Annotated in this window: 11 protein-coding genes and 2 pseudogenes; 7 read left to right on the top strand and 6 right to left on the bottom strand. The window is 59.6% G+C overall.

All coding sequences use genetic code 11. The annotated features are described in order from the left end of the window. Nucleotides 1-407 precede the first annotated feature (407 nt). Nucleotides 408-671: a hypothetical protein gene (locus tag IPK32_26530; protein MBK8095426.1), complete on the bottom strand. Its 264-nt coding sequence runs from the start codon at nucleotides 669-671 to the stop codon at nucleotides 408-410. 536 nt (nucleotides 672-1,207) lie between these two features. On the opposite strand from IPK32_26530, the pseudogene IPK32_26525 reads away from it, so the two are divergent. Both IPK32_26525 and IPK32_26520 read left to right on the top strand, forming a co-directional pair. Continuing rightward, nucleotides 1,208-3,563, top strand: a pseudogene (locus tag IPK32_26525) (DUF1592 domain-containing protein). Nucleotides 3,564-3,688: 125 nt separating this feature from the next. Further along, nucleotides 3,689-4,261, top strand: coding sequence for a DUF4375 domain-containing protein (locus IPK32_26520; protein ID MBK8095425.1), 573 nt, complete (start codon nucleotides 3,689-3,691; stop codon nucleotides 4,259-4,261). 3 nt (nucleotides 4,262-4,264) lie between these two features. Here the strand turns inward: IPK32_26520 and IPK32_26515 are convergent, their stop codons facing one another. Together IPK32_26515 and IPK32_26510 are read right to left on the bottom strand one after the other, a co-directional pair. After that, the gene (locus IPK32_26515; GenBank protein ID MBK8095424.1) at nucleotides 4,265-4,555 is read right to left on the bottom strand and encodes a type II toxin-antitoxin system RelE/ParE family toxin; all 291 of its coding nucleotides are present in this window, start codon (nucleotides 4,553-4,555) and stop codon (nucleotides 4,265-4,267) included. Next, nucleotides 4,552-4,782: a hypothetical protein gene (locus IPK32_26510; protein MBK8095423.1), complete on the bottom strand. Its 231-nt coding sequence runs from the start codon at nucleotides 4,780-4,782 to the stop codon at nucleotides 4,552-4,554. Before IPK32_26510 ends, IPK32_26515 begins: the two co-directional genes overlap by 4 nt. Before the next feature lie 270 nt (nucleotides 4,783-5,052). On the opposite strand from IPK32_26510, the pseudogene IPK32_26505 reads away from it, so the two are divergent. From IPK32_26505 to IPK32_26485, 5 genes and pseudogenes are all read left to right on the top strand, one after another. Then, nucleotides 5,053-6,614 (top strand): annotated as a pseudogene (locus IPK32_26505) (sialate O-acetylesterase). 323 nt (nucleotides 6,615-6,937) lie between these two features. Beyond that, on the top strand, nucleotides 6,938-7,705 hold the full coding sequence (locus IPK32_26500) for an acetyl-CoA carboxylase carboxyltransferase subunit beta (protein ID MBK8095422.1): 768 nt from the start codon (nucleotides 6,938-6,940) through the stop codon (nucleotides 7,703-7,705). Nucleotides 7,706-7,840: 135 nt separating this feature from the next. Further along, nucleotides 7,841-9,253, top strand: coding sequence for a hypothetical protein (locus tag IPK32_26495; GenBank protein MBK8095421.1), 1,413 nt, complete (start codon nucleotides 7,841-7,843; stop codon nucleotides 9,251-9,253). A gap of 294 nt (nucleotides 9,254-9,547) precedes the next feature. Beyond that, a complete protein-coding gene (locus IPK32_26490) occupies nucleotides 9,548-10,462 on the top strand; it encodes a hypothetical protein (GenBank protein ID MBK8095420.1) in 915 nt (304 codons plus the stop codon). A gap of 169 nt (nucleotides 10,463-10,631) precedes the next feature. Further along, complete coding sequence (locus IPK32_26485; GenBank protein ID MBK8095419.1) at nucleotides 10,632-11,051, top strand: hypothetical protein; 420 nt, start codon at nucleotides 10,632-10,634, stop codon at nucleotides 11,049-11,051. 64 nt (nucleotides 11,052-11,115) lie between these two features. Here IPK32_26485 and IPK32_26480 read toward each other — a convergent pair whose 3' ends face one another. Genes IPK32_26480 through IPK32_26470 form a run of 3 tightly spaced genes read right to left on the bottom strand, consistent with a single transcriptional unit; the run spans nucleotide 11,116 to nucleotide 12,755 of the window. Next, nucleotides 11,116-11,577, bottom strand: a complete 462-nt coding sequence (locus tag IPK32_26480; protein ID MBK8095418.1) for a RidA family protein — start codon at nucleotides 11,575-11,577, stop codon at nucleotides 11,116-11,118. Then, nucleotides 11,574-12,146 carry a CDP-diacylglycerol--glycerol-3-phosphate 3-phosphatidyltransferase gene (pgsA, locus tag IPK32_26475; GenBank protein MBK8095417.1) on the bottom strand — a complete coding sequence of 191 codons (573 nt, stop codon included), beginning with the start codon at nucleotides 12,144-12,146 and terminating at the stop codon, nucleotides 11,574-11,576. Before pgsA ends, IPK32_26480 begins: the two co-directional genes overlap by 4 nt. A 33-nt stretch (nucleotides 12,147-12,179) precedes the next feature. Further along, complete coding sequence (locus IPK32_26470) at nucleotides 12,180-12,755, bottom strand: DUF1802 family protein (GenBank protein ID MBK8095416.1); 576 nt, start codon at nucleotides 12,753-12,755, stop codon at nucleotides 12,180-12,182. Nucleotides 12,756-12,862: the final 107 nt, after the last annotated feature.

The raw sequence follows: 12,862 nt of genomic DNA, 5'->3' as shown, positions 1-12,862 counted from the left end.
CACCAGCGCCGCATCAAAACGATGCTGCCAATCTGGGCAGGTGGTCCAGTGGATGATGGCGGTGGCTTCGGTCATGGCGGTAGGGCAGGGATCGGTGTGCTTTGCCGTCACCAGCGAAAACTGACGCTGAAAATTCGATCACGTACCACTCAAGATACGAATCAGGTAGGCTCGCTCCTCTGCCACAGCCTCGGGCCCATCCACTGTCTCGGCGATTTCGAGCTCCAGCAGCTTCCGGTAGCGAGAGCGCATCCGCTTTACTGACTGCGCTACCGCATCGGGGTGTCATCGCGAGGCTTTGAGCGATCTCGGCATGGCTTTGTTCCTTCCATTCCAGGCGAGCGAAGGCTCCAGCCGATCAAACAATCTCTCCGCTCCCCCGCGCCACTACTCCGCCCGCAGTCCGCTCAAGCACCAAGAACCAACAAACTGTATGCGCAGCGCCGATCAAAGGCATGGTCTGGCGACTCGCCATCCACTGGCTGCATTTGCAGTGCCGCCTCAGAATCCTCCAGAGATACCACCTGCGTCCCATCGCCACGCTTCAGCCGCGTCTTATCACGATGAATCTCGCTTAGCTGCTTCTGAAAAGCCCCGAGCAAAAACGAACGCAGACGTCCCACTGCCTCATCGCAGTCACCTAGCGCTTCACCAGCGAGTGGCAAAAACATCTGCACCGCATCTCCGCATCCTGCTGATTTCGGCCCCGATCCACGCCGCGCATACACATACAGCGGACGCCAGTAAGCCTGCAAAGCTGCCCCAATGCCACCTCCGCCGCCTGCTCATCCACCGCCCCGGCCCGCCGCACCAATGACCACCGCGTCATCGGAAACATTTGGGCATGAGGCTCCGCAGCCGGGAGTGGATGTCGTGGTCGGGGCATGAACTAGGATATATCCCTCCTATGTTCATAAATAAACGTCATATCTGCTGACAATGGGAGTTTATTGGATGCATGATTTGCCCAATCGTTTTTGCGCCAGCAAAGTAGCCATCTGACTCCGCAAAATGAGCTTAACTTTCTTGCCAACACCTCACGTTTTTCCTGTTCGATGACCTAAATCCCCATCGACCCCCGCTCCTCTCGCGGAGCGGAGAGGGCTGCTGCCTTCGCGATTGCGGCCACTTTGTCCCACGCCGGACGACACACCAAAGCTCGTGCAGCAGTTTCTCGGCAAATACTGCCTGGAGTGCCATGACGCGGATGTGCAGAAGGGGCGATCGGGCTTTCGAAAGGAGTTCCGCGCTGCCGCTGAAGTCGGTGAACGAGCTCATTGATGCCCGCGACATCATCGACCAGGCTCGCTGAAGGAAATGCGCGCCAAAGAAGGGGCCGATCAGCCGAATGACGAGGAGCGCATCGCCATGATCCGTGCCCTCCGCGATGGCACGGTGGCCGCCGCATAGCAAATTTCAGAGCACCGGCAGCCGCAAGTGATGCGCCGCCTTTCCAGCCGCGGTATGAAAACACGCTCGCGGTGCTGTTTGACGTCGCGTGGGCACGCTCGGCCTCACGGCGCAGTTCCGAAGGAGAAGACCACCGAGCATGGATACGATCGGCAAGTCGCTCGTGACCTCCGGCTTCCTCGTCGATCAGTATTTCCAGTCCGCGAATCGCCTCGTCGAGGCACGTCTCGGCAAACCGGCCACGCCGCCGAAGGATTGGAAGTTCAACAGCCACTTCGTGCAATACGAGGAACTGCAGGGCTCGCACAAAAGCGCCTTCAACTACCGCTACCTCAACATCTACGAGCAGCCGGATAGCGACACGCGCCAGGGGCGGCTACGGCCCATCGAGGACTTCGAGCAAGGCGTGCCCGCCGCCGGCCCTGTGCGACCTCGGGAAGTCGAGGCCGCCGCGATGCATCGCGACACGCACTACGATCCCGCCATCTTCGGCATCGACTTCTCCGAGCCCTTCATCCTCGGCGTCGTGCCCGGCGATGTCACTGCGGGCCACATTCACTATCCGCAGCCCATCGAGCCCGTGCTCGCCACCGCCGTCGTGCCGGACAACACGCCGACGCGGCTCAAATTCCGCGGGTGGCTCGAAGCCGGGCAAACACCGCGTTCATCTTCCCGAACGGCCCGTATGAATCCCGCGCCGCCGTCGTCACGATCAACAAACGCTACAAAGACGAGTTCAAGAGCGATGTCGGCAGCTCAGGCGTCGGTCGTGCGCACATTTTGAAGGAGGGCAAGCTCCCGCACATCCGCATCAGCGAGATCGTGATCCATGGCCCCGTGCCGGAAAATCATGGCAGCGTCGAGGAAGCGGCCGTTTTCGGCAAAAGACGCGGCTTTCAGAGGCCAAGGCGCTCGATCATTGAATGCCTTCGCCGAACGCGCCTACCGTCGCCCGCTCGCCGAGGCCGACCGCCAGCCGATCAAGGCTATGTATGACAAACGCCTCGCGGAAAAGGCCACTCCACGCCAGGCCGCGCTCGATGCGCTGAAGCTCATCCTGTGCTCGCCGAGCTTCCTGTATCTCAGCGAAATCACCGACGAATCTGAAAAGCGTCTCAAGCCCTACGATCTCGCCTCGCGCCTCTCGTATGCGCTTTGGGCCGCACCGCCCGATGACGCGCTGCTCGCCGCCGCGAAGTCCGGCAAGCTCACGCAGGACGCCGAATTGAAAAAGCAGATCGAGCGCATGATCGCCGATGAACGCATCACCGGCTTCGTGAACGGCTTCCTCGATAGCTGGCTCAATCTCCGCGACCTAGGCTCGCAGCCGCCGCCGCGTGAAAACTTCCGCTCCTACTACGCCGAGGACCTGCCTAGCTCGATGAAGGCCGAGGCACGGCTGTTTTTCCGCGATCTGCTCAAGAACAACGGCAGCGCCGCGCAGTTTATCGACTGCGAGCACACCTTCGTGGACAAGAAACTCGCCAAACTCTACGAACTGCCGGAGAAGGACAAACTGCGCCTCGCCGATGGCTTTCAAAAAGTCAGCCTCAAGGGCAACAATCATCGCGGCGGCCTGCTCGGCATGGCTGCGGTGCTCACCGTGAGCGCCAACGGCGTCGAGACCTCGCCCGTCACGCGTGGCGTGTGGGTCACGGAGAATTTCCTCGGCGTCCCGCCGCCTCCGCCACCGGATGTCGTGCCCGCCATTGATCCCGATGTCAGCGGCGCCACCACCATCCGTGATCGCCTCGCCAAACACCGCGCCGACGCCGCCTGCGCCGAGTGCCATCGCAAGATCGACCCGCTCGGCTTCAGCCTCGAAGCCTACGACCCCGTCGGCCGCTGGCGCAAAAAATACCCCGCCGCCAGCAAGAAGGCCAAACCCGCCGACATCGACACCAGCGGCGATTCCTCCGGCGAGACCTACGCCGACTTCACCGGCTTCAAGAAGGTCATCCGCGACACCTTGCAGTGATCTTTTCACCCGCCACCTCGTCCGCCAGCTCCTCACCTACACCACCGGCCGCACCATGGAGCTCAACGACGACATCCCCCTCGATCAACTCCACGACAAAGTGAAGAAGCAGGGCCTCGGGCTGAAAACGCTCATGACCGAGTGCCTGATGAGCGACGTGTTTCGGTCGAGGTAAGATGCCAAACATAGCCCGAATCTCCAGATTCGGGTTTTGTCACATTTCTGTCGACATCGTAGCGACAATCAAAAATCATTGAAGCATGTCCGAACGAGTTCCTTGCAAAGAGTGGTGCTACCATTTTGCCTTCCACGGCCGCTGCGACAGGTGGTGTATGTATGGCGTGCAAACAGGGTATCCGACAGAATCTTGAGCGTTCGAAGAAATACTATGAAGAGCAGCGTAAACCAAACCCCGAAAGAGATTACTGGTCGGCGCTAATCCATCGAATCTACAAGACACCCGAAGGCTACGAAGGTCTTTCCGAAGTTGAGCGAGTTTATTACCTCACATGCGTGGTGAACGGAGAAGTTCACAATGGTGGCCTGCATCAGTTTTACTCCAATAGCTCCGGTGATCGGTATGCCGAGACGCTTTCCGCTCTCGAAGAGCTGGACGCTTGGCACAGTCGCCGCATTCTCGCGAGGTCGTGTGAGCTTTTGTTTCCAGGAATGACTGAACCTCCCCAAGATCGAGACGAGAGATTCGATGTCCTGCCTTGGTGGCCGAAAGAACCCTCCGATCCGCCCGCAACGTGGGCCGCGGAACTTGATCAACTCGACAAAGAGTTTTGGGATGATCCAGACGGGCTTTCCGAACGACTGACTGCGTGGGGTGTTTCAAAGGGCCTGTTCATTCCAAAACCCACAGATTAAAGCTCACTTCCTCCCCGCACCATAGTTCGGATGCCGTTTGTCATGTCGGATGGACAAAACACGGACACGGTCGGGATGGATGCGGTAGAAGATCGTGTATGGAAAGCGCTTCAGATGAGCCTTGCGTCGTCCCCGTGATGCCTGCGGGAAGGCTTGTGGATTGTCTGTGATCTGCGCCAGGACACGTTCGACCTCCTGAAAGTATTCATCACCCAAGCGGTCCTTGCGCTCATCATACCAAGCACAAGCATCATCCACTTCGCGTTGAACGGCGATGTGATAAGTCAGCTTCACGACCGACGGCGATTCGAAAAGTGACCGAGAAACGCCTCGTGGCTGATTTCGAGGGATGGGTTCTTCTCCAACTCGGCCTCACGCTGATCGAGCATGGACTCCAGATCATCATCGACCTCCACCACACGCAAGCGGGTGGACTCCCACAGGCTGGCTGCCACCCGGCAGCGGTCCTGCGGAGCAAGCTGCATCGCGGAGGAGATCACGGATTCGTAAGTTGCGTTCATGGGGGACTGTATCCAACATCACCCCCAAGGTCAACGGGCTGGATGCGAGCTGACCACGGTCAAGATCACTCCAACAACCACTGCCAAGCTGTCACCACCCAGTGCGAGCTTTTCTTGGAGGGCGGCTGTTTGAGCGGAGGTCATTTGTCTTTTTAAAAGAGATAAAACCCACTACATGGTACCGCCGGAGCATGGATTCCACGCCGTCCATGTTGGACTGATAGACCTCGCGGCGTGGCCCGTTTGATCCGACCCTGAATCAATCACCACATGCACTCGCCTAGACTCTCGCTCTGCTCACTCCTCCTAGCGCTGCTCACCACGGCTGCGCACGCTGAAATCAAGCTGCCCGCCATCATCGGCGATCACATGGTGCTCCAGCAAAAGAACGCGAATCCTATCTGGGGCTGGGACACGCCGGGTACGAAGGTCACGGTGAGTTTTGGTGGCCAGACCAAGTCAGCGGTGGCCGATGCCAAGGGGAAATGGACCGTGAAGCTCGATCCCGTGCCTGCCAGTGCAAAACCCGCCACCATGAGCATCGCCGGCACGAATAAGGTCGAGCTCAAAAACATCCTCGTCGGTGAGGTGTGGATCTGCTCCGGCCAGTCGAACATGCAGTGGACCGTGGCGCAGAGCTATGATGGAGATTTGGAGATCGCGACGGCGAAATTTCCGCAGATCGCCTCATTTCCGTGCCGCAGGTCGGCACGCAGGAGCCGCAGGATGACTTCAAGGGTGAGTGGGCAGAGTGCTCACCTGCGAATGTAGGCGAGTTCAGCGGTGTGGGCTTTCTCTTTGGCCGTACGCTCCATCAGGCGCTGGATGTGCCCGTGGGGCTCATCGACAATGCCTGGGGCGGCAGCGCAGCGGAGGCCTGGGTGCGCCGCGATGTGCTGGAGAAGGATGGACGCTTCAAAACCCTGCTCGATGGCTGGGCTACCCGTGAAAAAGACCTCACCAGTGATGCTGCGAAGCAGAAATACGAAACCGCACTCGCGGGATGGAAAAAACGCTCCGAGGAGGCCAAAGCCGCCAAAAAGCCCTTCAACGAGCGTGCTCCACAGAGCCCGCAGCAGCAGCTCTCTGGCAACAATCGCCCTGCAAACATCTACAACGGCGTTTTGCGCCCCACCATCGGCTACGGCATCAAGGGGGCCATCTGGTATCAGGGCGAGAGCAATGCCTCCCGCGCCTTTGAGTATGGCTACCTCTTCCCGCTCATGATCCAGCATTGGCGCAATGAGTGGCAGCAGGGTGATTTCCCCTTCTACTGGGTGCAGTTGGCCGATTTCAAACCCGAGAAGCCACTGCCTGGCGACAGCGACTGGGCAGAGCTGCGTGAGAGCCAGACCAAGACCCAAAGCGCCATCAAAAACGGCGGCCAGGCCGTCATCATCGACATCGGCGAAGGCCGCGACATCCACCCGCGCAACAAGCGCGATGTGGCAGACCGCCTGGTGCGCCTCGCACTGGCCAGGACTAAAGGCAAGAGATCCCCCTTCCGCAGCCCTGAGTACAAGAGCATCGAGATCGTCGGGAATAAGGCCATCGTCACGCTGGATACCTTTGGCAGCAGCCTCTACTCCTTTGACGACGCTGCTTTGATCAAAGGCCTCGCTATCTGCGGCGAGGATAAAAATTGGGTCTGGGCCACGGGCAAGCTCGTCGGCACCGACAAGATCGAAGTCAGCGCTGCTGGCGTGGCAAAACCCATCGCCGTGCGCTACGCCTGGAGTGATAATCCGGTGTGCAATCTCTTCAGCAAGGAGGGCCTGCCTGTGACTCCCTTCCGCAGTGATAGCTTCCCCATGATCACGCAGCCGAAGTAATCGTCCCTTCAATTCGCATCATTCCAGCCGGGGAGGAGCCACCAAAATGGCCCTCCCCGGCTTTTTTGTGGGCAGAACACCGCTATTGCCAGCTTTTCAAACCCCGCCTAGGATCGTCGTCCGCTTCCAGTCTAGGCTGGGGCGGCTCCTGCTCTGGCGGGACGGCGTTTGCAGGCCGTCCATGCCGCTCCCGCGACTTTTTTAACCGGGGAGATGGGCCAGGGGCCTCCCGTCTGCGCTGTGCAGCGGATCAACTACACATTTATTTTCCATGGATTTTTCAAGAAACGCAGCGTCGATGACCTCGGCGAAAGAAGAAAGACATGCCAGAAGGGCTTTGGACCAAGTGCCCCTCCTGCAACGAAAGCCTCTTTGAGGACGCCCTCACCAAGAACCTCCGCGTCTGCACGCATTGCAGCTACCACTTCACCATCAGCAGCGGTGAGCGCATCGTCAGCCTCGTCGATGAAGGCAGTTTTCAGGAAATGGACGCCAAGCTCGACTCGGTGAACGCCCTCGGCTTCAAAGGCTACCTCGACAAAGTGAAGGCCTACCAGAAGAAAACCGGCCTCGGCGAGGCGGTCGTCACCGGACGCGGCAAGATCGAAGACATCGCTGTGCTACTGGCCATCATGGACTTCCGCTTCCTCGGAGCCAGCATGGGCAGCGTCGTGGGGGAGAAAATCACCCGCGCCATCGAGGCCGCCACGGCGGAGAAAAAGCCCGTCATCGTCTTTTCCGCCTCCGGCGGTGCCCGCATGCATGAGGGCATCCTCAGCCTCATGCAGATGGCGAAGACCAGTGGTGCCCTCGCACGCCATGCAGAGGCGCGGCTGCCCTTCATCTCCGTCCTCACGCATCCCACGACGGGCGGCGTCACGGCCAGCTACGCCACGCTGGGGGATCTCATCATCGCAGAGCCAAAGTGCATGATCGGCTTCGCTGGCCCACGCGTGGTCAAAGAAACGACGCATGCAGATCTGCCCCTGGCTTCCAGACGGGCCGAGTTCATGCTCCAGCATGGGCTGGTGGACATGATCGTCGATCGGAAGGACATGCGCAGCACTTTGGCCAGGTCCTGCGCTACATGAGCAAGTAAGTCGCGACGATGCATGAGCCATCTTGACCGCTACGCGCCTTTCCGGTAAAGGCGGGCGCTGAAGCACCTCGCAGGCCTCTTTCTTCTCCTCTTCGCAGCTCACACTGCCACCGCGCAGCAGGCAGAGATGCGCACCTTCACCAATGCGCAGGGGAAGGCCATCCAGGCACGCCTCGTCGCGGTGAATGGCACCAATGTCACCATCGCCATGGCCAACGGCCAGCAGTTCACCCTGGCAATCGCTAGCCTCAGTGCCGCAGATCAGGCGTATCTGAAGACAGCCACCCCATCTGCGGCTCCAGCCACCGCCACCGCCCCACGCCCTGCCTACAAAGCCGGCCCGAATGATAAACTCGCCCCAGAAGTCGTGAATGAGGCCGTCGGTCAGCCCCTTTTCGGCGAGGCAGCCCTCTGGGACAGCTCGGCCGAAGAGATCGCCACCAAACTCGGCATCCCATCCGAATCGAAGACCAAGCTCACCAGCAGCTACCGCTCCTACACCAAGGATGATTACCAGATGTTCGGCACGCATCCCTTCTCCGTCGCCATGTATGCGGAAAACGACAAAGTCACCGCCTTCTCCATCGTCTTCGCGAACAAAGGTGACCTCTTCAGTGCCAAAGGCGGTGGTGAGATGCACTTTGACCGTGACACACCGCCTGCCAAGGCCGCCTCCATCGTCCGCACCGCCATGGACAAGGACGTCACTGCCATCACCGCCGCTTTGACCAAAACACTCGGTGCACCAGTGAAGGAGCGCATCGGCGATAGCCAGTCCGTGCGTGAGACCATGCTGCGCTGGGACTGGCGCGGCCACAGTATCCTCCTGGCCGATGTGGAAGGCGAGTACGTCGGCATCCAGCTCGTCCCTAGCGCCTTCGCGGATGCTGGCGGCAAAGTCGCAGACACCGTGGACAAGGTGATCCGTGAGCGTGCTTTGGCCAATATCGAGAAGCGTGAAAATGGCGACATCGTCATCGGCGACATCCCCATGGTCGATCAGGGGCCCAAAGGCTACTGCGCCCCGCCACCGCAGAGCGTGCCATGCGCTTCCTCGGCATCCCGGCGGACATACATCATCGCCAACAAAGGAGACACCGGCTTCGGCGGTGGCACCAGCATGCAGGCCATCTTTGAAGGCATGGCCAAGCAGATCCGCAGCAAGCAGCGCTCCTTTGACGCCTGGCAGGGCGAAATGAAGCTCAAAGAGCTGCAAAAGTACATCGACAAAGGAGTGCCTGTCATCTGGACCCTCTTCAGCACCGATGACTTCAACAAAGTCGCCAACGATCGCACCAAAGCCCGCAAAGACGTCACCAACTGGGCCGAGTGGAAGACCAAAGTCGCTGGCGAAGCTGCCTCCACCCTGCTGCGCAAAGACAAAGAATCCGGCCACGTCGTCCTCATCATCGGGTACAACAAAGAAACGGGCGAAATCGCCTTCAGCGACAGTTGGGGCGAGCGCTTCAAAGAACGCTGGATCACCATGCAAGAGGCCGAGCTCGTCTCCCAGGGCTTCTTTTACGTCGTCGGCTTCTGATCCGCCCGCCGGAGCCAGGAATCCCTACTTACGCATCACAAGGATGCCAATCGAAGTAAACTCAAAGGAGGACAGGATTAACAAGATTTTCAGGATTATGCAGGATTAACGGTTTTTCACTCGATGCCGGTTTAACAATAGAGACGGCAGAATTTTCAAATCGTCGCAACTCCACCGAGTTACCCAAGGCAAATCCTGCATAATCCTGTAATCTTGTAAATCCTGTCATCTGTTTGATTGGCTCCAGGTTCACTTCGCCATTTCATACGTAAGCCTTACCAGGAATACCCCCACATGCGCCGCCGCCCACTCCAACGCCGCTCTTCCTCACTCCGCTGGCTCGTGTGGCTAGGCGGGTTCTTGCTCATTTTGGGGGCTGTACTCGTGCTAGCGCTGCCATCGCTCGTCGCGGGCTACATCCAGCGTTTTCTCCGAAGTGATGCATTTCCCGCACTCGTGGAAAAACAGCTCGAAAGCCGCTTTGGCGGCCACGCCAGCATTGCGAGCCCCGTTTGGCAAAATGATGCCGCCACCAGCAGTGATGTGGACATCGAAACAGCCGCCGGATGGCAAATCGCCGCGCGGGAGCTGCGAGCCGCACTGGACTTCGGGGCCATCCGCCGTGGCGCATGGCACATCCAGAGCGCAGGTGCGGATGAGATCACCCTCAGCCGCATTCCCGCATCTCCAAAAGAGTCCGCGCATCAAGCCGAGCACGCAGGGGCAGATTTACCCTCCTGGATCAGCCGCTACATCCCCACAGTTACGGAAGTCGATGGCTTCGACTGCGACCGCTTCGGCCTCACTCACGGCGCATGGCAGCTCGCAGAGTCACGGCTTCATCTCAGCTCCTACAGCAGTGCCACCACCTCCCCAGGCCGCTTCACCATCCCCGGCCAGCTCAGCGGTGGCACCCTGCGCACGCCCGTGACGCCTCCCAGCCAAAAACAGCCCCTCCAGCTCGAAATCGTCAGTGCCACGCTCCGCCTCGCCGATGACAAAATCCAGATCACGGACTCCTCCTTGCGCTGGAAAGACCGCGCCAAAGCCAGCATGCACGGCAGCGTCAGATTCGGCAGTGACTGGCAAGCCACCGTGAAGGCCACCCAAGTGCCTGTGGTGAATTTTGGCCCGAAGCATGGCAATCCAGCCTCAGTGGCCAGCTTGAAGGCCAGACCGACTTCAATGGCGGCGCAGGTCGGCCCATGACATGGCAGGCCGATGTCGCTCTCAAAGACGGTGTGCTCAGTACTCTGCCCATTCTCGAAAAACTAGCCACCTACACACGCATGGAGCGCTTCAAGCGCCTCTCGCTCGACATCGCCACCGCCACGGTAAAGCCACATCCTGGCGGCGGCACCCAATTGGAAAAATCATCGTGCAGAGCAACGGTCTCCTGCGCATCGAAGGCAGCCTCACGCTGCTCCCTGGCGATCAAATCGCCGGCGACTTCATGGTCGGCGTCACGTCCGAGGCACTGCGCTGGATTCCTGGCGCTGAGAGCCGCATTTTCATCGAAACACATCCCAGCGGTCCACCCGGCCTGCATTGGACCCGCGTGAAAATCGCCGGCAGCGTCCAGTCTCCGCAGGAAGACCTCAGCGCCCGTCTCATCGGAGCCGCAGGCATGTCCCTGGTGCTCGACACACCCGCCGCCGTGCTCAACAAAGCCACCGACACGCTACTCAAGCCCATCCTCGGCGAAGACGCCGCCAAGCTCCCCAGCAAAGCACTCGAAGACGCCGCCAAAACCGGCACCGACCTGCTCAACAAAGTCGTCCCCATCTTCGGCAAGTAACAAACAACCGCGAACCGCGAACAGAGAACAGGGAACGGAGAACAGGGAACGGAGAACCGCGAACCTACTCCACCTCAAAAATCCCCTCGATCTCCACCGCAATATTCCCCGGCAGCGAGCCCATGCCCACCGCGCTGCGGGCACCGATGCCATTTTCCTCACCCCACACTTGGCCAAAGAGCTCGCTGCATCCATTGATCACCTTCGGGTGATCGCCGAAGTCCGGCGTGCTATTGACCATGCCCAGCAGCTTCACCACACGCTTCACGCGATCTAGGCTGCCTAGTTCCTGCTTCAGCGTCGCCAGCATCGCGAGGCCCACTTGCCGTGCGGCGGCTTTGCCCTCCTCCAGGCTCATATCAGCACCCACGCGGCCACAGATGTAGTCATCCGGGCCACGATACGGTCCATGACCTGAGACGTAGGCCACTTGGCCCACGATCACGACAGGCTTATACACACCCCCGCGCGGTGGTGCAGGTGGCAGAGTCAGACCGAGGGTGGAGATTTGCGATTCAGCATTCATGCGTCGTTAAAAAGCGTGCGGTTTTTCCAAAAGTAGCTGAAGCCAGACACCAGCGTCAGCAGCGTGGTGAAATAAATCAGGAAGCTCGGCACCCAGGCCGGCGCATGCACATACAGCGGCTGCGCAAAGCCGAAAATCGTCTCCTTCGATGCACGCTTCACCAGGAACCAGCTCACCGTGATGATCTGCCACAGCATTTTATGCTTCCCCAGCCGCTCTGCGGCCAAAATCGCCCCCTGACCCGCCGCGACGAGCCGGATGCCCGTCACACAAAACTCACGCGCCAGCACCACGATGGCGATCCACGCGGGCAGCTCGGCCTTTTCCACCAGCAGGATGAAAGCCGCCGCGATCAGCACCTTATCCGCTAGCGGATCGAAGAGCTTGCCGAAGTTCGTCACGATCCCGCGTTGCCGGGCGATCTTGCCATCAAAATAATCCGTGATCGAAGCCACACCGAAGATGAGCGCCGCGATGCTGATATGCTCTGGGAACGGCACACAAAAGCACACGACAAAAACCGCCGTGAGGATCAGGCGGGCGACGGTGAGCTTGTTCGGGAGATTCATGCGCGGCGGTCTTTACGGTGCTGGGGAGTAAAGTCAGCCCAAAATCGCTCGCAGTTTTGCTGCTGTTTCAGCAAAGGCCGCATCACTGAGTGCAGGCACTGCCTTCTCAGCCAGTGGCAGCCCCTCCTCCGGCAGTGTGATCCAGGAGCGGCAGCCGCCGTAGCTCTTGGCATACGGGAAGTGCCAGCGCTGCGGCAGCCGGTAGGCACGCACCAGGGCCACATGCAGGCAACTTTCCTCATCATAGACGAAGCGTTCCTTCACCACGTCCTCATTCCAGATGTGCAGGGGGGCTAGTGCGGCCACTTTTTCCCAATCCGTCACCTTCCACACCTGCTCCAGCGTCGCACAGCCATCGATGTCCACCGTCTGCCGCTGCTCCTCCGGCGGGAAATCACGCTGCGTATTCTCCGGCGTCCAACTCAGCTTCTCCGCCTGATTGTGAAACCACGTCGGAAACAGCAAAAACTGCCGGTGCTTCCACTCAAAGCCGCTGCGCCCCTCATGAATGCCGCCTTTGCGCAAAATGATGCTCAGCCGTCCCTGTGCCAGCGCATCGCAGACAAAGGACCATTCTTTAAAACCAATCGGGGCAGGGAGTGTGGGCATCTGCGCGGATACAACGCTGCGCCAGAGCCCGCAAGAGCGTGATGGAGCAGGCTGGCGCTAAAATCGCCCCACTTATTCACAAAATGCCATCATCCATCGCGAAGTGT

This window comes from Verrucomicrobiaceae bacterium (genome assembly GCA_016713035.1).
In the GTDB taxonomy this organism is placed as follows: Bacteria; Verrucomicrobiota; Verrucomicrobiia; order Verrucomicrobiales; family Verrucomicrobiaceae; genus Prosthecobacter.
Note: the sequence above shows the minus strand (reverse complement) of the source record. Positions and strands in the feature narration are given on the sequence as shown.

Coding starts and splice junctions, on each gene's coding strand:
- IPK32_26530 (MBK8095426.1), bottom strand. CDS start 671: ATGTTTTTGCCACTCGCTGGTGAAGCGCTAGGTGACTGCGATGAGGCA.
- IPK32_26510 (MBK8095423.1), bottom strand. CDS start 4,782: ATGAACGCAACTTACGAATCCGTGATCTCCTCCGCGATGCAGCTTGCT.
- IPK32_26500 (MBK8095422.1), top strand. CDS start 6,938: ATGCCAGAAGGGCTTTGGACCAAGTGCCCCTCCTGCAACGAAAGCCTC.
- IPK32_26495 (MBK8095421.1), top strand. CDS start 7,841: ATGCGCACCTTCACCAATGCGCAGGGGAAGGCCATCCAGGCACGCCTC.
- IPK32_26490 (MBK8095420.1), top strand. CDS start 9,548: ATGCGCCGCCGCCCACTCCAACGCCGCTCTTCCTCACTCCGCTGGCTC.
- IPK32_26480 (MBK8095418.1), bottom strand. CDS start 11,577: ATGAATGCTGAATCGCAAATCTCCACCCTCGGTCTGACTCTGCCACCT.
- pgsA (MBK8095417.1), bottom strand. CDS start 12,146: ATGAATCTCCCGAACAAGCTCACCGTCGCCCGCCTGATCCTCACGGCG.
- IPK32_26470 (MBK8095416.1), bottom strand. CDS start 12,755: ATGCCCACACTCCCTGCCCCGATTGGTTTTAAAGAATGGTCCTTTGTC.